This window comes from Kribbella antibiotica (genome assembly GCF_004349055.1).
Lineage (GTDB): Bacteria > Actinomycetota > Actinomycetes > Propionibacteriales > Kribbellaceae > Kribbella > Kribbella antibiotica.
Genome location: NZ_SMKX01000009.1, coordinates 66,321 through 83,066, shown reverse-complemented (window position 1 = coordinate 83,066; position 16,746 = coordinate 66,321). Strand labels below are relative to the sequence as shown.

Below are 16,746 nucleotides of genomic sequence, written 5' to 3'. Positions count from 1 at the left end.
ATAGTTAATGAAATCGAGCCAAAATAGCCACGCAATGTAGCCACGCACCCGCGCACGCGAGTTGGCACAGGGCACTCCTCGTGAGCTGTCGGAAGCTGCGCTTAGGAAGCAGACGCACTGCCGTACTGCACATGTAGCTGCGTCACCTGACCGATCCAGAAGTCGTGTTTATCTGAGCGACTGGCGTTCTTGTCCAGAAGGTTCATTTGCTGAGCCAGCTGAGAAAACCCTGGTCCTGCCTCATTGGCATCGATATACCGCACGAGGGCTGAGAGCATCAGCCCCGTACGCGAGTAGTTACGCTCCACGATGCGCCCCAGCAGGTAGCCCACCGCAGCACGGTCGGCGGCCTGCTCAAAATCGAACGGCCGACAGCCCGTCCGATGCACCAGCTCAGCATTCAGCGCGCTGTAGCTGGTCAGGCCCGTATCCCGAGCCAGGTCCTCGAGGTAGAGCGTTCCTTCCTCGACCAACTGGTCCCATGTCTCATCATCCCGCCCGTACTGCACGTCGCGCCCCCTCCACTTTGATCATGGAAGCCAACAGGTTGACTCACGCCGAGGTAGGACGCCATAGCTAGCGGCTAGTTCGATGCTTCAAACGCATCACGGATCGCCTGGGGCACTCGGCCGCGGTCGTTGACCTCGTAGCCGTTTGCGCGCGCCCATTCCTTCACAGTCCTAGCATCGGGGCCAACCTGCGTGCGCTTCACCTTGGCGCCTCGCGAAGTGGTCACACGCCGGCCAACATCGACGTACGGCGCGAGAACCTTCCGGAGCGCGCCCGCGTTCTTGTTGGTCAGGTCAATTTCGTAAGCGTGGCCATCGAGGGCGAACGGGACAGTCTGCCCCTTGCCCGCAGGTATATCGGTGCCGTCGAGGTCATCGGTGAGTCGAATTTCTACGCGTTGCGCCATACGCGAGATCCTACAACCTGAGAATAGAGACCGTGATGCACGCATCAAGAAACATGATCCACAGGCTCTTTTCACAACAGCAAGATTGTTGACTCAATCCATACAGAAGCTCATAATCATAGGCAGATATGAGAACAGGAGTCGTTACAGAAATATTGCGAGATGGCCTATTCCAGGTCGCAGTTGGCGGTGAGGTCGTGGTCGTAAATTACGCCGATGGGCAAACACTCATACAACACGACGGAGTCGCGGAGCCAGTTCTTAGCGGCAGTCACGACCAACTACTACCTGGACATTCCTTAAAATTACCCCGAGTTGGCGACCCTTTGGTCATTCAAGACGCCAATACGGATAGGCCAAACTGGGGATACCTTGACCACTACTTGTCGCTCAACGAAAGGCGCCATGGGTCAGATTTTAGACCGGGCGCTCTTCCTTATTTGACCGTATAGTGTGGCTTGTTGTGGTATTCGTTGCCGTCGATGTCCTTCTCCTTCACGCACTTCGTCTCACAGCTGGCCATGCCGGACGGAGCGTCGAGTCTCCATGAAGTCTCCACCACCGTTGCATACTCCTCGTCCCGCATCGGCCGGATGACCAGTGTCCGGTTTTCCACGTCGATGTGTTCAACCAGGCTCTCGTCCTGAGCAATTTCGAAGTGTTGGTGAAGAAGCGTGACGCCGAACCTGTTTAGAGCGCCATGGCGCTCCAGCACTGCCTTGATGTCGGCGAACACGGCGTCATCTTCCGGGCCACGTGGCCGGATCTCGTGGATGTCGGGCAGTCGGGGCAGCAGCTCTTCGGTTGCAGACATGGTCGAACCCTTTCCAATTTAAGAAATTCAGTTGACTGATCACTCACAGCTTCGGCATCAATTTACTGCTTAGATCTGACCAGTCTCCTTCTCCTTCTACGCAACTACCGCTCGGGCAACTCTTTGGAAGATGTTTATCTGATCAGCCGGAGCTTTCCATCGACACCCACGTGGTACGTCTCGGCGCTGCCCGAGCTCGCGTTACGACATGAGATTTCAATCGGCTGGCTTTTCTCGGACAACTGCATGGCTTGGCCAGCCGTCATCGCTCGTCGCGGGCACCGCACGGTCCATACAAGTTTTCCGGTTGCCGCGTTGAGCGCCGTCAACTTCGTCTGCTCATCCATGCTTGACGTCTCCTTGCCCCAGTACTCGGGGACCACGATCAGCGGACCGAGCTGCATCGCCTTGCCTGCAATGGAGTACTCACCCGGCCCCGAAGGCACCTTGTGTTTCCAAGGCTTGGCAGGGTTGCTCATCGGGTAGCCCTGTATGTAGTAGCTGCTCTTAGCGGGAGAAACAGCCTGCGATGTCACGACCACCACATAGCTCGCGGATGCCTCAGTTCGCCCCGCAAAGGCGAAGTCGTAGTCGATCCCATCCCCCGTCGGCAGCCTCGATCTCAAAATGTACTTCCATCCGCGGTAGAAATCGATGGACCCACATCGCACCCCTCCAAACATGCCGCCGCCGCCAGGTGCCCACTGCCCTGCGAGATAGCTACGCCCAGCGACGGAGATGATTGAGGTTCGACACGCACCCTGAACCCTGTCTAGATACGGAAACTCACCTGTTGTCAGCGTCTTAGCCGATTGGCGCTCGGCGAACGCCCACGCCGATTGGCCGGAGGAGTATGCGGCAACAAGGCCGACGATGATCAGGACTCCGATCACCGCCGCCCAGTACCGGGCGTAGAAGATCCCCGTCAGGAGGATGGCCGCTGTGATCGCGCCGACCACAACCAACCCTCCCAGATAATCCGAGGCAAAATATGCGCCTCGGGTACGAACGCTGGCGTCGAACACCCTGGAGTCACTCGCGTAGAACCAGGTGTCTCTCAGAGCCATGCCAACGCCCCACGGAGCACCGACAGTTGCGGCAAGCACCACGCCGATCAGGAGGACAGCAGCATGGAAGCCTCCCCCTCCGCGGTTGGGACTATTCGGAGGCTGGGCGGCCCCCGCTGGCCGCGGTACTGGCGGCGCTGGCGGGTGGGTGATCCGGGTGAGCTGCCCTCGAATCCCCCGTGCGCTGCCGTTAGTTGGAATCGGTTCCGGCACTGCCTGCTCCGACTACCTGAGAACGAGTTGGCAAGGATTCATCAGTCTGCGCCTCCGCTCGGTGGAGCGGCGACAAATCTCCAACCCCGATCACTCCATCCTCTCCGCACGTGGGGCAGCTAGGTTCGGGCCTTGTCGTGACTGGAAAGGTCCTTTGTGCGATTGCGTCGTAGACAATCAGGCTCGCCTGTGACCCTTGACTCCCCAGTAGACGGGCGACCTCGGCTACCTGAATCGAGGCCACGACACCATTGAGAAAGATGACGGCTGGGGCAATCTCTTTGGTGCCATACCCATGGTCCCGCTCGTACTGCTGGACTTCGGGAGTTGCTAGGTCGAACGCCGCACGCGTCGGATCGATGAAGCCTCTGCACTCCAAGCATCCGCGGCCAGGCGCAACCAACTGGACTTGGCCTCCCAGTTGAGTCGGTCGACCGTCGCTGGCAAGCCGAGCTCCTGTGCCAGCGTCGAGGAGCGGGATCAGGTACCTGATCGCCAAGTGGTTCAGTGTCAACCGGGCGCCATGGTTATCCACACACCCAAGAACCAGATCTGCAACTTTCGCGTGCTCGAGCGCTCTGGCAGTCAGCACATCCTCGGGGATTGCGGTCACTTTGATGTCCGGAGCAACCCGATTCACCTGTTCGGCTAGAACCTCCACCTTCGGCCGGCCAACATCCGCAGGTCCTGCCCCTAGCAACCTGTTCAGGTTGCTCTCGTCGACCTCATCGGCGTCGATCAGCACGAGATGGCCGACTCCCAGATACGCGAGCTGCAAGGCGGCGAATGATCCGAGGCCACCGAGGCCGACGACGGCAACTGTCGCTTTTGGGAAGGCATCCTGCGCCTCCTGACCGACGAGCGGCAGTTGGCGGCTCCGACGGCCGTCCGTTATCGCCACCGGCTCTTGCGGACTGCTGGACACTGCAAGGTGACGAAGCGGCGCACCTGGACCCTCATCTCCCCCCACAAGAGTGACCCGACCGACAGGGAGGATGGTGCCTGATCCCTGGTCGTAGTAGTGCGCGTCAAGACTGTTTCGTCCGACGACCATCGTCGCGTGATAGAAGGGGTCAGGGAGCATCGCGGCCAACTGAGGCATTTTGATTCGGTCGTTAGCCCAGTCGATCCCGCTGAAAGTCGTCCTGCTGCTGCTGTCGAACGGGTGCGAATGCACTTCGATCAGACTCCACCCGTCGCGCCGACATCGGGTGAGCATTTGCGCGACGAACTCCCCGGTCGGCCCAATTCCTCCTGGTGACTGGGAGCTGAGATCCCGGGGCCCCGCGGTGATTAGCTCGTGAGCAAGGAGCTTTCGAGTTTCGCCGGCGACGCTATAGGACGCCAAGATAAAGGCCATCTGCTCGTCCTGACCTGCAAACGCGAGACGCTTCTCTCCGAAGAGATGCCGTTGGAGTTCACTCCATAACCCTGTACTCAAGACGAGGTCCATAATCACTGCCTCAGAGTATTTCGATCGCGGAACACGGCCTGAACCAAAGTGGCGTAGGTCAAGAGAGTGTGACCATCGTCCAACGAAAAGGGACCCGCAGGCTGCCATTCTTGGACGTGAATACAGAAGTGCCCCCACCCCTTCTCCGCATACTCGCCCGAACCTGCCGATCCAGCTGGAAAGAAGTGCCCGATCGATCTGCCGTCGTCTGTCCTCAAGTCGTGGTCTACCCAGAACCATTGAGGTGCCACAGACGGATATCCGGGCGTACCATGCGGAATATCTATCAGAATGTCTACGGTGCGCTTGTTCCACCCTTGAGGAAGCTGGAACTTCTCGATGTAGAGCCAAGACCCTTCTTCTCTGTCAAACCTTACGGGCCCATATCTCTGCGCGATCATCGCAGCTTCAGCGTGCAATCGACTGATGCGCTGCTTCGTAGCGATTCCGATCATTTACCGCGCCCTACTCGCGCCGTAGATGAAGGGGACCGTAACCGAGAAGCTGTCGGCATCCTTCGGGAGCAGCTCATGGTCAGCCAGTCGCACGACTTCGCCGTTCGGCTTGTTCGCCATGACCCAGTCGCTGGCCTTGGCGTTCACCTGCTTCTTCAAGTGAGTCGCTGTCGGCTTATCCTCGTTCATCTGAATTACTTGGCCATTGACCATGTAGTCGCCCATCAAACGCGCCCTTCTTCATCGGTACTCACTTGCTAACCCCAAAAGGAAATGGTTAAATATTTACATAACATAAGGAGCAAAGAAATTTGACATGAGTGAAGCACTACCTCAAGAACAACCGGTAGAAGATTATGGCGCAGCCGAAGTATTAGCTGAGGGCATGTACAGCGTCGGCCGATTCGAAGCAATCGCCGTCACGGGGATGGAACACGGCTTTACACTGGCCGGAGAAGACACTGAACATGGAAAAGGCGTCGACTTCAGCCTATCCCCCCGGGAAGCGTTGCTACTTGGTGACCTCATCTATCAGAATCGCGAGAACCTGATTCGGGGTCTTCAAAACGAAGCAGTAATCACGGCACGTGACGGCGGAAATGCTGTCTATGTAAAGGGCGATGGTCCTTCACCGATTCCAACCAACAACAGCATGCTTCAGTAGCCTTGCGCTAGGTGCGCACGTGGTTACAACCTTGTATCAGCGTCGATCGGCGTACTCTTCAAACACCTTCTGCCGGTTGCGGCACTGCTTCTGCCTGTTTTGGCAGACGTAGTAGACCCACCGGCCTTCTGGCTGGTCGTCCTCACGTTCGGCATACATGAAGTAGCCGCAGACTCGACACGTCAGCCCTTTAGCCATCGAGCCCCCTCATGGCTTTGCGCATCTCGCCACTCCTCCCACATTGACCGCTACCTGTTAGCCGGCACTGGACGCGTAGTACTCACCGGCAAGGGCACGTCGGCCCTCCGATACACCAAGAATTGGCGTCCCCCCGGACGACCTTCGCTTTGATGTAAGCATCGAGCGACTGTCACGCTGAGTCAACATCCTTAGAGCGCAACATGAGTCCCCCTACGAAGAGCACGCAGACCGCGCATCTGCGCTCTAGCCGTCTCACCGGCTAATTTTGCGTCGGGGCCAGACGGAAGCTCAGGGCATCTCGTGAGCTCTGCCCGCCCTGATCGACGTCGATCACACCGAGAGTGAACGCAACCACTGCATCCGCGAAGAGCGACGCGTCCTCCGACCGGCACTCATCCATCTGCTGACCCTGAACACGGGATCTGAGGAGAAATCCGTCAAGCATCGACTGGAGTGTGAGTCCGTAGCGCTCGATCGACCAACCCGGTCGCAGTTCTACCTTGAAGGCGGCGAAGAGCCGCGCGTAGCCCTCATGCCATGGCGCGAACGATCGGTTCATGTCTTGCACGATCGCCACCTTCAGCTTCGGGTGCTGTTCGAGAAGCGGCCCGATGTGGAGCAGCAAAAACGACCGTGGGTACGACATGAGACTTTCGAGCATCGCATCACAAAACAGCGAGATTGCCTCGCCGACGTTTTCCGCAGTCTCGACGCCGGCTAGCTGGGCACGTTGCAGCGCCGGGTCCGCGTTGGGAGCGTCTCGGTACAGCATCGTGTGGATGATCGCGTCGTTGACGAAGTCTTCCTTGGTCGCCCATCGGTTGTCGAAGGCCTTGCGGCTGGCTCCGGGATAGCCGCCGTCCTGCGCGAGCTTGATGATGTCCTCCTTCCGCAACCATTCAAGAGTTGCCGGGAAGTCGATCGCGCTTAGCCGGCGTGGGCGATCCGTCGGCGATGTCGTGAACATGGCATCGATGAGCTGGGCCGCCGCGTCCAAGAAATGCTTCGCACTGGCGTCATCCGCAGCTGCGGGTGGCCTAGGCGCCATCTGATCCACCCATGGATCCAGGCAGACCCGAACGCCAGCTCTTGTAGTGATCGGCCGAGCTCCTGCCACGCTCGCGTGCTTCGCTCAGGTGGTACCAATCCGCGATCTTGTCCCACTCGGCTTCAATGAGGTCGCAGTACAAGGAGCACGCTGCGACGACCGCATGTAGCTGACATGATTCGAGTACCCCGGTGTGTGTGGCCGCCGTAGGGAAGTGAGCATCTTCGGTGTCAACGTCGTTGTTGTCCCACACACACTGGCACTCCTGACACCAGCCGAGCCACTCTTTGAGGCGGGCAGTGCCGGCACTGGTGCTGCTCAGCAGGTTATGGAAGTGACTGCTCTCCTGGTCGCGCGACTGGGCGACTGCGTTGCGAAGCCAAGACTGATCGGTTTCATTGAAGGCCGTAACGTGCCAATCGATCGCGTACACAGCGTCCGCCGCAGCTGTCTCCGCTGCGCTGCTTGACAGTAGCCACATCCCACCGTGCCGCAAGGTGAACTGTCGAAGATGCCACTGGAACCACGCCCACCGATAGAGCGCATCCTGCGCGTACCCCTCGGCTTGCCTCTCCTGCGTATGCCCCGGATCGTCGGGTCCGTGCGTACCAGGCACCCAGTCATACGGCCGGCCGGGCTCGATCATCGTGAGGCGGTAGGCCGTGAGATCAGCTCCCAGTGCCCAGGCCGGTGTCCACATCCGGTGGTAGGCCTCAAATCGTTCGACCCACTGCACGGCCAATCGCGACTCAGCAGGGTGACGGCGTTCAAGCTTCGTCCGTGCCTCTCGCAGTCGCTGATCGGCATACATGATGAGCAGTTGGTCAGCGACGCTTGCAAGGAGATCCGTCTCGTAGCGCCGCGCAAAGGTGTCGGCTGAGCGGTCAATCGCGGCGGCCGCGTACTCCCGTCGCTCCCGCGATGAGCGCGCTCGCAGCCCGGGTGCAAGACCAAAGAGCGCCAACGCCGCGTCGCCATACTCCCCGGAGTCAAGCGCAGCGATCGACTCACGGAGCGCCTGCTCGATAGCAGGTCCGGCCGTCAACCCCCGCTCTGCCATCGCGACCGTTGCAACATCCTCAAGCGCGTCCAGCTGCTGATGGCGCAGCCTCGCAAGCCCTGCTTCTCGAAGAGCTTTCAGATCCTCAACGACCGCTCCGTGCGGTGGTGCCTCGGTTTTGCCGCCCATCCCCCGATTTTGCCGCAGACATGCCGCTTTGGTGTCCGGATCCGGGTGTTGCCCTGTGGTGACACGCCCAGCCCGGAAGAAAAAGCACAGGGTCACTCACTTGAATGACTCGCTGCACGGGCTCGGGCTCCAACCAAGCCGGAAGGACCCGTCCGTGAAGTCCACAACGCTAAGCGCGCAGGCACACATCGTCGCCGTTCTGGTGGCGCTCGTGCTGCTTGTCGGCTGCGGCCCCAAGCCGGAGATCGGCCAGCTCGCCGACGACAGGCAGATTCTCAAAACCTGCCCGAACGACACCAAGTACGCCACCAAGCTCGACCTGGACGTCAGCGGCAGCGGCCGTACTCCCGAGCTCGATGCTGCCCGTCTCGACATCGTCAAGGAGCAGGCCCGCAGCACCGCGATCTGCGGTGGGCACCTGCTCGTCACCGCCTTCTCTGCCACCAGCGCGGCGACGGTTGCCCTGTACGACGAGGAGCTCACGCTCCCCGGAGCGACCGACAACGCACGGCTCCGCCGCGTCTCCAATCTGGTCGACGACATCAGCAACAAGGTCGCCGCTGCCTACCCGCCGGCCATTAAGAAGGTGTCGCCAGCCCAGAGCGATATCACCGCGCAGTTCCGGCTGGCCGCCGAGTACCGCAACCAGCTCGGTTCGACGTACCGCCTGCGTCTCGTCATCCTGACCGACGGCTTCCAGACCGTCGGACGGCGAGTCACGACGCCCGTCGAGATCGCGGACGCCCGTGCGGTCGGCATGACCGTCAACGTGCCGCGCTTGCCGGAAGCCTTCGTGACCGTCGCCGGGATCGGCAAAGTCGCGGCTGGGTCGGCACCCAGCTCAGGGATGACCAATGCCTTGATCGGGTTCTGGGACGGCGTCTGTCGCCGATCTCAGGCTGCGCAGTGCACCATCGTCACCGACTACATCGCGGGCCGGTGAGCACCGTGAACCGCAACCGTGTCAACCCGCTAGGCGAGGTAACCGATGAAGCCGACGCGGTCATCCTGCCGTACATCGACCGAGCCGGAGCTATCCCGCGTCCGGACAACATCGGCGACTTCCACTCCGAGCGGGAGTATCACGCCAAGGCCCAGACCCAGACCGAGACCTACACGGCGGACGGCGAGGCCACAGCCCGCAAGGTGACGGTCACCGCGGCTGGCCTGGAGTCGGCTGCCATCGCCGCAACCGAGCTCATCACGGGGGCCGCGTCGAGCGTCGAAGCGGCGCGAGAGCAGTCGACTCACGCCGCACGGACTCTCGGCCATCTCGCCCGGCGGGATCTGCCGGCCAAGGTCCGCTACTGGATCTGCCTCATGGCGCTCTGCCTCGGTGATACGGCCGGGATCCTTGGTGCAGCGATCACCTTGGGCGAGATCCCACTGGTCGCACTTGGGCAGGCTGTCGCTACTGGCGTCGCCGCCATCACGGCAGGACAGGCCGGAGGCGACCTCAAGGATCTTCGGCTGGCTCGCATCCGGCGACGCAACATCGAGGGCCTGACCGACGCCGAGCAGCGCTACCGACAGTTCTTCACCGGGGCTGAGGCCGGCGTTTCTACCATGAAACTGGTCGGAGCCCTGAGCGGGACGATCGTCGCGATCATCAGCGTCGGCATTTTCTGCCTGCGGCTGTCCGTCGAGGGTCTGACGTCAGGCATCGCATTCGGCATGCTGGCCGCCGCCACAGCGCTCGGCTCGTTCCTCACGAACTATAGCTACGCCGACGAGATCGCCGACTACCTGGCCCGCACCGAGGGTGCATGTAAGAAGGCGATCCAGGCGCACCGCAAGTTGGCTGCTGATCCCAGCATCAGGCGCCGTGCCGAGGCGCTGACCGCGGCTGCCTCGATCAAGACTGAGCACGCGCACCGCGGGCGGGCGGCCTGGTGGCAGCTTCACGCGCTGTCGCAGCGGATCTTGCGCCGTAACCCCGGCGTCGCTGGCCACGGTGTGGCCGCTGAGCAGCCCGAGATCATCGGGCGACGGTTCCGCGGTGATGCCGCATGATCCGCACCGTTCAACTCCGACCGGTTCACCTACTGGCGGCCGACTTGCGCTGGACCTCCGGCAGCACCAGGGCCAACAGTCCGTCCGTCTCCTATCAGCTCGGCGACCCCGGACGTCCGTCTCCTGAGCCGACGATCACAATCGTCATCGCCGACGACTCCGGTTCGGTCATCGGCCCGGCCGGAGCCGACCCGGTCTCCAACCGATACGAAGAAGCCTCGCGTGCCTTTCGTGCGATCGGTCGACGCGGCGGCAAGCACGAGCTCGGCGCGGTACTGCACTTCGACACCCCAACCAGCGGCGACGTGCCGCCAACGCCGCTGACGAGAGCTGGGCTGCAACGACTTCGCTCCGGGCTGCACGTCCCACATGATGCCGCCGGCGCCAGCTACCTCGGCGCATCTCTCAACGCGGCAACCGCCCTGGCGAAGCACTATAGGAATCACGAAGCCACCCTCGTCGTCCTCAGCGACTTCGAGTTGTTCGACGACAACGTCGACCAGGTGCTCGACGACCTTGCCGATTTCCCCGGCGATGTCCACGCCATCGTTCTCGGCGGCACGCAGCTCGATGGGCTGCTGGATGAACGCGTCCAGATCACTAAGGCGGCCCACACCGATGCACCAGGGACGGTAGCGCGCGCCATCTTCACCAGCCTCGTCGCTCACCGGCCGGGGTCTCGGCCGATCTAACCATCCGCAGTGCGTCCTCATGGCGCTCCTGCGGGGCGCTATGAGGACTTCCCGGAACCGGCAATGGCTCGGCCATGCCCGACACCAAGGACTTAAATCTCATGAACGAAAAGAAAGATCCCGTCTCCAACCCCCTTCAGTGGCTGTGGCGCGGCAGCCTCATCCTCTTCGCCACCTCGATCCTGCTGAACGTGGCGGTCACCTTCCTGCGGCCGATCATGCCGTGGCTTATCGGCGGCGTCATCCTCGGCATTGTGCTGTGGGTCGCCGTGCTCATCATCCAATGGCGGCGCTCGCGTTGGTAAAACCCACAACACTATTCTGCGCGCAATAACGCCGTTTTCGCCAGATAAGCCCATGTTCTGATCGGTTGTTGTGGAATCCACGAAGTCCATTGCCGTGATGAATCCGTGCATTTATAACTAGACAGGAAATGCACGCATTCATTACGGAAAGGAGGGACATATGAACAAGAACCAGAAGCGAGGCAGTAAGGCCCGCAGACCTGAACGTCGTATCTCAGTGCGCGCCGTCCGGCGCGAGAAACCCGATATGCAGAAACTCGGCCGAGCCCTTGCAGAGCTCGCCCTAGCTCAAGCCGAGGCCGAAGCAGAGGCGAACGCCAGCGGGGTTCCGCCGGCAACTGCGGAAGCACGAGGCGCTGCCGATGAGTAGAGGCCAGCACCTTGACGAACTTATCTGGATGCAGCTCCACTTCCAGCGACCAGTCGCCCCAGGCACAGTCCTCGAGCTCCTTCACCTGTGGAGCGGTGATCCTCGCAACCCGCGGTTGATCCTGGAGGTTCGATCCTGCTTGACAACGCAATATCTACTCGGCGTTCCACGCCGGGCCGAAAGCTCCGTGACCGCCATGGTGAAGCAGACCATCCGCGGTACGCAGATCACGACGAACGACGTGTATCGACCTGCCGTCGGTCATGCTGCTGTACTTCGGATCAGCAGCCGTAAACGGGCGCTTCGCACCGACGATCCGGAACCGTCGACTCGCGCTCTTCTGGCTGCTCTGCATCGCGTCTTCGACACCGAGCATGCCGTGATTCAGATAGTGCTCGGGCCACGTAAGGCCGCTCGTGTCGTATCGACGACGCACGGACACAGCACACCTGGGATCTTCGGCGCTACGCCGGCCACCCGGTCGGATAGCGAAGGTCGCAACGCCCAGCGCACCAAGGAGAGCGAATCTGGCTTCGACTGCGTGATCCGCTTCGGCGTCAACGCGGCAACAACCCAGCGTCGCCGCTCCCTGATGGCAGGACTCCTCACCGCTGCCCGGACCCTCGACGCACCGGGCGTTCACCTACGACTCGTTCCCGAGCGAGCACGCAAGCTCAACGCCGCATCGAGTCCGTGGTGGTGGCCGATGGCACTCAACAGCCCCGAACTCCTCGGCCTGATCGCCTGGCCTATTGGGGAGTCCGACCTCCCGGGCGTGCCGAGCATCCATCCGCGGCTGCTTCCACCGTCTGACCTGCTGTCGACAAAACCCGATCTCGTCGTTGCCGAGGCGACTGCCCCGGGACACACACGGGCTATCGGGCTGGATATCCAAGCATCACTTCGGCACACCTGGGCGCTCGGGCCGAACGGCACTGGGAAGAGCACTCTACTCACGAACCTCATCGTGCAAAACATTGCCCTCGGCAACGGAATCGTTCTCATAGAACCAAAAGGGGACGTTGTCCTGGATGTCCTCGCCCGTACCCCGGCGCATCGCTGGGACGACATTGTGGTGTTGGACCCCAACGACGAGGCGCCCCTTGGGCTGAACACGCTGGCTGGCTCCGGGACACCGGAGAGTCGGGTAGAAGGGTTGGTCAGCGTCTTCCGCGGCCTCTACGGCGACTCGCTCGGAGTACGCAGCCAAGACATCTTGTACTCGGCGCTCCTGACGCTGGCCCGGCGTGGTGACGCCAGCCTGCCAATGCTGCAGCTCCTGCTCACCAATACCGGGTTCCGGCGCTCGATCGTGCAGCGCGTCGCTGCAGCCGATCCGATCGCGCTCGGCCCCTTCTGGGAGTGGTACGACGCGATGTCCGACGAAAACCGCGCCAACGTCATCGCACCCCTTCAGAACAAGCTACGCCCGCTGCTCATTAACCCCGGTCTCCGAGCTGTCATCGGGCAACGCAAGCCACGGATCACCATGGACGAAATCCTGGCGCAGAAGAAGATCCTGCTCGTGCCGCTGCGGAAACAGATCATCGGAGCCGAAGCCTCACGTCTGACCGGATCGCTGGTCGTCGCCGAGCTCTGGCACGCCGTTCAACGGCGAGTCGCCCTACCGCAGAACCAACGGCCTCCAGTCCTCGCCGTCATCGATGAAGTCCAGGACTACATCTCCGCCTTCGGTGATCTCGGCGACGCACTGGCGCAGGCTCGTGGGATGGGTGCTGCGTTTGTTCTCGCTCACCAGTACAGCGGCCAACTGCCGCCAGCTCTAAAAGCTGGGTTCCTCGGAAACATCAGAAGTCGCGTGCTGTTCCAGCTAGCCCATGACGACGCCACCCTGCTCAGCCGAGGACATCCCGAGATCACCCCGGACGATCTGACCGCACTTCCGGCCTTCAACATCTACGCCAGCCTCGCAACCAAGGATGGCCAGGTGACGCCGTACGCAGCGGGACGCACGCTCCCGCTGCCGCCGGCCACCACCGACCCGGCCATGCTCATCGAGCGGAGCCGCAGGCGGTACGGGCGGACCCTTGATGAAGTCGAGCAAGACTTTGCCGAACTCGCTCAGAACGGGTCTGATCCGGCAACGGCAACCGGCCAAAGTGGTCGCAGAAGGAGGCCAGCATGAGCGTGCCTCAGGAAGGAACAGACCGTCCGATCGCACGTCCGATCGCCTCAACGAGCCAGCCAGATCCTCGCAGGTCAGAGCCGACGAACCGCTCATTAGTGGTCGGGAATAGTTCATCCACTTCTAGTGATCTCCTACCCGCCCACCACCCCAACAAGCGAACCGGCCGACGTGTTCTCGCCAGTCTCCGGAACAGCATCAGTGCTCGTGATCTCGAAATCTTGAAATCGATCTCGACTCATCGACTGCTCACCTCAAAACACATCGAGCAACTGCACTTCACTGGGCACGGCTCGGCGCTGGCCGCCACCCGGAGCACTAACCGAGTTCTGAAGCGACTCGATGGACTCCAGCTGATCTCTCACCTAGATCGCCGTGTCGGTGGCGTCGACGCTGGATCGAGCAGCTACGTCTGGCAACTCGCTCCTGCCGGTGATCGGCTCCTGCAGATCGACCTTGGCAACGGGACTCGTCGGCGTCAGCGTGAGCCCTCTGTCCGTCTCCTTGAACACACGCTTGCCATCGCCGATGCCCATATAGCCCTGGTCCGAGCCTCACGAACAAATGATCTCGAACTCGTCACCGTCCAGGTCGAACCTGGAAGCTGGCGATACTTCGCTGGACCAGGCGGCGTCCGACGGCTTATCCGCCCTGACCTGGCCGTCGTGACCGCCCAGGGCGAGTACGAAGACCATTGGTTCCTCGAGGTCGACCTCGGCAGTGAGCATCCGCCGACAGTCGTCCGCAAGTGTCAACTCTACGAGGACTACCGGCGTAGCGGCATCGAACAAGACGCCCACAACGTCTTCCCCCGCATCCTCTGGGTAGTCCCGAACCAGATGCGGGCCGACAAGCTGTCAGCGGCTATCCGCAGCGCTCGTCTCGACCAGAGCCTGTTCCGCGTCGTCACCAAGGAACAGTTCGTCGGAGTGGTGATCGGGGGTGCAGCATGACCCAGCCACCCCGAAACAAGATTCTCGTGGGTGACGCTCTGGACCGACTGCACCAACTCCCTAGCGAGTCCGTTGACATGGTCCTGACTTCGCCTCCGTACTACCAGCTAAGAAACTACGGCGTTGGTGGCCAGCTGGGGCAAGAGGCCAACATCCACGAGTGGGTCAGCAACCTCACCGCGGTCGCCGCCGAAGTCGGACGAGTCCTCACCCCGACTGGGACGTTCTGGCTGAACGTTGCGGATCGATACTCGATCCACGATAAGGAAGGCTCACCGAGGAAAAGCCTCCTTCTGGGGCCGGCGCGACTGTCAGCAGCGCTCGCGGCAGACGGCTGGTTGGTACGTAACCAGATCATCTGGAGCAAGACCAACCCCATGCCGTCCAGCGTGCCGGACAGGTTGACCACCACCTACGAAGTCGTCTTCTTGCTCACCAAACAGCGCAGCTACTTCTTCGATCTTGACGCCATCCGAGTTCCACACACGAGCAAGCCGACGACCCCGCAGGCATCCGCCAAGGACTCGATCCCTCAGCAGTGGCGGGCTCGCTCGACCGACAACATCCGCGGGCTGGTCTCGCTCAAACAGCGCGGCATCGTTGGGCACCCGCTCGGGAAGAACCCCGGGGATGTCTGGCAACTGCCGACCAGCAGCTACCGAGGTGCGCACTTCGCCACCTTTCCCGAGCGTCTAGCTGAACGCGCCATCCTTGCCGGCAGCCCCGAGGCGCGATGCTCGAACTGCTTCAAGCCGCATTGCCGGGTGACGAGGCGTCTCGGCGCTACCGCTATCCGCGGGGCGCTACTGGCGACCTGTCTCTGTCAGGCGCCGAGCGAACCGGCTATCGTGCTCGATCCGTTTATGGGCGCTGGCACAACTGCCGTGAGTGCCGAGAGGCACGGCCGGGATTGGCTGGGTGTCGAGCTCAATCCTGAGTTCGCAGAACTAGCGGACAGTCGTATCGCTGCCGCCAGACCCTTCCGAGCATCCCCGGAGAGCACAGCCGCATGACGGTCGCTCTCCGCCGAACCAACCACTAACACCGAAAGGAGGTGAGCATGCGTGAAGACTTCCCCGCACCACCAAACCCAGAACAGCAAGGCGCCAACAGTTACGGCACCGATGACCCAGAAAGGCAGGCCGAGATCGAAGCAGCTCGCACGGCCGCAGCCGAGGAGCGACGGGCCAGCCGCGAGAAGCTGGAGCGCTACGTCAGCTACGGACTCAACGAAGAAGACGCCCAAGGACTAATCGAGCACGAACAGATGCTCAAGGATCGCCGGGACGCTCTCGCGGCCGGCAAACCCGAAGAGGGCGAAGCCGAGAAGCGCATCCGCCCACGGATCTATGTCCGGTCGGTCATCGACTACACCGAAGGTCACGACATCGGCGACTGGATCGACGCGAGCCAAGATCTCGATGACATCCATGCGGACATCAAGAAGATCCTCGCCCGATCCCTGCACACCCACTTCACAAAGGAACCAGCCGAAGAGTGGGCAATCACCAGCCAGGAAGGCTTCGGCGAGGTCGTCTTGTCGGAGTACGAATCGCTGGACATCGTCTGCGCCCTTGGCCGAGGCATCCACGAGCACGGCATGGCGTTCGCCGCCTGGGCAGAGATCAACGACGACCACGACATCTACACCCTAGAGCGGTTCAAGGATGCCTACGACGGCGAGTTCGAGGACCGCGAAGCGTATGCCGAACACGTGTTCAACGGCATGAACGGCGAGCACGAGCTAGAGGCCTTGCCCGAGTGGATGCGCGACATCGTCCGACCGGACTACGGGCACATGGTCCACGAGATGGAGACCAGCGGTGATGTCCGCTTCGCGGATCACCCCGACGGGGTGTGGGTGTTCAACGGCCGGATCTGAGATTACCCAGGTTGCACATTGATAATTAGATAGAGAGTGCGCGTTGCGCGGACGTGCTGCGAGGCTAGGAAGCGTCCCTTATGACCGCCTCAGCTTCTTCAGTGATAGAAGGCTCGTCAGCCATCCATTCACTCATTTGCTGAGCGAGGATCTTACCCTTTTCCGGGTCACGTTGAACAAGGCGCACCAACGCCGGATCAAACAGTTCCTTGTACCGGTCAGCCTTCGCCGCGCGACGCTCGATTTCTTCGTGCGGTTTTTCACTCAACAGCCGGATGACTTCACGTTGCCGGATAGTGGCGATGCATCCAAAGTAGACCGATGCAATGTAGACCGGATTCAGTGCATCGAGTAGATCATCCACG

General features: G+C 61.4%; 20 protein-coding genes. 10 read left to right on the top strand and 10 right to left on the bottom strand.

Going from position 1 to position 16,746, the window contains the following annotated elements:
• Positions 1–101 precede the first annotated feature (101 nt).
• The 7 genes from E1263_RS05425 to E1263_RS05395 form a co-directional block, all read right to left on the bottom strand.
• Positions 102–509, bottom strand: a complete 408-nt coding sequence (locus E1263_RS05425) for a hypothetical protein (RefSeq protein WP_202868728.1) — start codon at positions 507–509, stop codon at positions 102–104.
• Positions 510–583: 74 nt separating this feature from the next.
• Positions 584–916 (bottom strand): histone-like nucleoid-structuring protein Lsr2, encoded by a 333-nt coding sequence (locus tag E1263_RS05420; RefSeq protein ID WP_132165996.1) that lies wholly within the window; start codon positions 914–916, stop codon positions 584–586.
• A 436-nt stretch (positions 917–1,352) separates the two neighbouring features.
• The gene (locus E1263_RS05415; protein ID WP_132165994.1) at positions 1,353–1,730 is read right to left on the bottom strand and encodes a hypothetical protein; all 378 of its coding nucleotides are present in this window, start codon (positions 1,728–1,730) and stop codon (positions 1,353–1,355) included.
• Positions 1,731–1,864: 134 nt separating this feature from the next.
• A complete protein-coding gene (locus E1263_RS05410; RefSeq protein ID WP_132165992.1) occupies positions 1,865–2,797 on the bottom strand; it encodes a hypothetical protein in 933 nt (310 codons plus the stop codon).
• A gap of 190 nt (positions 2,798–2,987) precedes the next feature.
• Positions 2,988–4,463, bottom strand: a complete 1,476-nt coding sequence (locus E1263_RS05405) for a HesA/MoeB/ThiF family protein (RefSeq protein ID WP_165956482.1) — start codon at positions 4,461–4,463, stop codon at positions 2,988–2,990.
• A 2-nt stretch (positions 4,464–4,465) separates the two neighbouring features.
• Positions 4,466–4,864 carry an E2/UBC family protein gene (locus E1263_RS44270; protein ID WP_420323372.1) on the bottom strand — a complete coding sequence of 133 codons (399 nt, stop codon included), beginning with the start codon at positions 4,862–4,864 and terminating at the stop codon, positions 4,466–4,468.
• 54 nt (positions 4,865–4,918) lie between these two features.
• Positions 4,919–5,107: a hypothetical protein gene (locus E1263_RS05395; protein WP_132165986.1), complete on the bottom strand. Its 189-nt coding sequence runs from the start codon at positions 5,105–5,107 to the stop codon at positions 4,919–4,921.
• A 127-nt stretch (positions 5,108–5,234) separates the two neighbouring features.
• Between E1263_RS05395 and E1263_RS05390 the strand changes: the two genes are divergently transcribed.
• Entirely contained in the window at positions 5,235–5,582 is a 348-nt protein-coding gene (locus tag E1263_RS05390; RefSeq protein WP_132165984.1) for a hypothetical protein, read from the top strand.
• A gap of 460 nt (positions 5,583–6,042) precedes the next feature.
• On the opposite strand, the gene E1263_RS05385 is transcribed toward E1263_RS05390, so the two are convergent.
• Both E1263_RS05385 and E1263_RS05380 read right to left on the bottom strand, forming a co-directional pair.
• Positions 6,043–6,840: a hypothetical protein gene (locus E1263_RS05385; RefSeq protein WP_132165982.1), complete on the bottom strand. Its 798-nt coding sequence runs from the start codon at positions 6,838–6,840 to the stop codon at positions 6,043–6,045.
• Positions 6,821–8,020, bottom strand: a complete 1,200-nt coding sequence (locus E1263_RS05380; RefSeq protein ID WP_132165980.1) for a hypothetical protein — start codon at positions 8,018–8,020, stop codon at positions 6,821–6,823. The genes E1263_RS05385 and E1263_RS05380 overlap by 20 nt, the downstream gene beginning before the upstream one ends.
• A gap of 154 nt (positions 8,021–8,174) precedes the next feature.
• Between E1263_RS05380 and E1263_RS05375 the strand changes: the two genes are divergently transcribed.
• The 9 genes from E1263_RS05375 to E1263_RS05335 all read left to right on the top strand — a co-directional run bounded on the left by E1263_RS05375 (position 8,175) and on the right by E1263_RS05335 (position 16,381).
• A complete protein-coding gene (locus E1263_RS05375; RefSeq protein WP_132165978.1) occupies positions 8,175–8,963 on the top strand; it encodes a hypothetical protein in 789 nt (262 codons plus the stop codon).
• A gap of 5 nt (positions 8,964–8,968) precedes the next feature.
• Entirely contained in the window at positions 8,969–10,033 is a 1,065-nt protein-coding gene (locus E1263_RS05370; RefSeq protein WP_132165976.1) for a hypothetical protein, read from the top strand.
• Positions 10,030–10,725 carry a VWA domain-containing protein gene (locus E1263_RS05365; protein WP_132165974.1) on the top strand — a complete coding sequence of 232 codons (696 nt, stop codon included), beginning with the start codon at positions 10,030–10,032 and terminating at the stop codon, positions 10,723–10,725. Before E1263_RS05370 ends, E1263_RS05365 begins: the two co-directional genes overlap by 4 nt.
• Before the next feature lie 74 nt (positions 10,726–10,799).
• Entirely contained in the window at positions 10,800–11,030 is a 231-nt protein-coding gene (locus E1263_RS05360) for a hypothetical protein (protein ID WP_132165972.1), read from the top strand.
• Positions 11,031–11,190: 160 nt separating this feature from the next.
• Positions 11,191–11,400, top strand: coding sequence for a hypothetical protein (locus tag E1263_RS05355; RefSeq protein ID WP_132165970.1), 210 nt, complete (start codon positions 11,191–11,193; stop codon positions 11,398–11,400).
• 196 nt (positions 11,401–11,596) lie between these two features.
• The gene (locus tag E1263_RS05350; protein WP_132165968.1) at positions 11,597–13,546 is read left to right on the top strand and encodes a type IV secretory system conjugative DNA transfer family protein; all 1,950 of its coding nucleotides are present in this window, start codon (positions 11,597–11,599) and stop codon (positions 13,544–13,546) included.
• Positions 13,543–14,499 carry a replication-relaxation family protein gene (locus tag E1263_RS05345; protein ID WP_132165966.1) on the top strand — a complete coding sequence of 319 codons (957 nt, stop codon included), beginning with the start codon at positions 13,543–13,545 and terminating at the stop codon, positions 14,497–14,499. The genes E1263_RS05350 and E1263_RS05345 overlap by 4 nt, the downstream gene beginning before the upstream one ends.
• A gap of 77 nt (positions 14,500–14,576) precedes the next feature.
• Positions 14,577–15,512, top strand: coding sequence for a DNA-methyltransferase (locus tag E1263_RS05340; protein ID WP_202868727.1), 936 nt, complete (start codon positions 14,577–14,579; stop codon positions 15,510–15,512).
• A 47-nt stretch (positions 15,513–15,559) separates the two neighbouring features.
• Positions 15,560–16,381, top strand: coding sequence for an antirestriction protein ArdA (locus E1263_RS05335; RefSeq protein WP_132165962.1), 822 nt, complete (start codon positions 15,560–15,562; stop codon positions 16,379–16,381).
• 64 nt (positions 16,382–16,445) lie between these two features.
• Here the strand turns inward: E1263_RS05335 and E1263_RS05330 are convergent, their stop codons facing one another.
• Positions 16,446–16,745, bottom strand: a complete 300-nt coding sequence (locus E1263_RS05330; RefSeq protein WP_132165960.1) for a hypothetical protein — start codon at positions 16,743–16,745, stop codon at positions 16,446–16,448.
• Position 16,746: the final 1 nt, after the last annotated feature.

Bases quoted from the DNA above. Each gene is read 5' to 3' on its own strand.
- E1263_RS05380 (WP_132165980.1), bottom strand. From the start codon at position 8,020: ATGGGCGGCAAAACCGAGGCACCACCGCACGGAGCGGTCGTTGAGGAT.
- E1263_RS05355 (WP_132165970.1), top strand. From the start codon at position 11,191: ATGAACAAGAACCAGAAGCGAGGCAGTAAGGCCCGCAGACCTGAACGT.
- E1263_RS44270 (WP_420323372.1), bottom strand. From the start codon at position 4,864: ATGATCGCGCAGAGATATGGGCCCGTAAGGTTTGACAGAGAAGAAGGG.
- E1263_RS05405 (WP_165956482.1), bottom strand. From the start codon at position 4,463: ATGGACCTCGTCTTGAGTACAGGGTTATGGAGTGAACTCCAACGGCAT.
- E1263_RS05410 (WP_132165992.1), bottom strand. From the start codon at position 2,797: ATGGCTCTGAGAGACACCTGGTTCTACGCGAGTGACTCCAGGGTGTTC.
- E1263_RS05340 (WP_202868727.1), top strand. From the start codon at position 14,577: ATGGTCCTGACTTCGCCTCCGTACTACCAGCTAAGAAACTACGGCGTT.
- E1263_RS05415 (WP_132165994.1), bottom strand. From the start codon at position 1,730: ATGTCTGCAACCGAAGAGCTGCTGCCCCGACTGCCCGACATCCACGAG.
- E1263_RS05335 (WP_132165962.1), top strand. From the start codon at position 15,560: ATGCGTGAAGACTTCCCCGCACCACCAAACCCAGAACAGCAAGGCGCC.
- E1263_RS05390 (WP_132165984.1), top strand. From the start codon at position 5,235: ATGAGTGAAGCACTACCTCAAGAACAACCGGTAGAAGATTATGGCGCA.
- E1263_RS05365 (WP_132165974.1), top strand. From the start codon at position 10,030: ATGATCCGCACCGTTCAACTCCGACCGGTTCACCTACTGGCGGCCGAC.
- E1263_RS05420 (WP_132165996.1), bottom strand. From the start codon at position 916: ATGGCGCAACGCGTAGAAATTCGACTCACCGATGACCTCGACGGCACC.
- E1263_RS05350 (WP_132165968.1), top strand. From the start codon at position 11,597: ATGGTGAAGCAGACCATCCGCGGTACGCAGATCACGACGAACGACGTG.
- E1263_RS05360 (WP_132165972.1), top strand. From the start codon at position 10,800: ATGCCCGACACCAAGGACTTAAATCTCATGAACGAAAAGAAAGATCCC.
- E1263_RS05395 (WP_132165986.1), bottom strand. From the start codon at position 5,107: ATGAACGAGGATAAGCCGACAGCGACTCACTTGAAGAAGCAGGTGAAC.
- E1263_RS05345 (WP_132165966.1), top strand. From the start codon at position 13,543: ATGAGCGTGCCTCAGGAAGGAACAGACCGTCCGATCGCACGTCCGATC.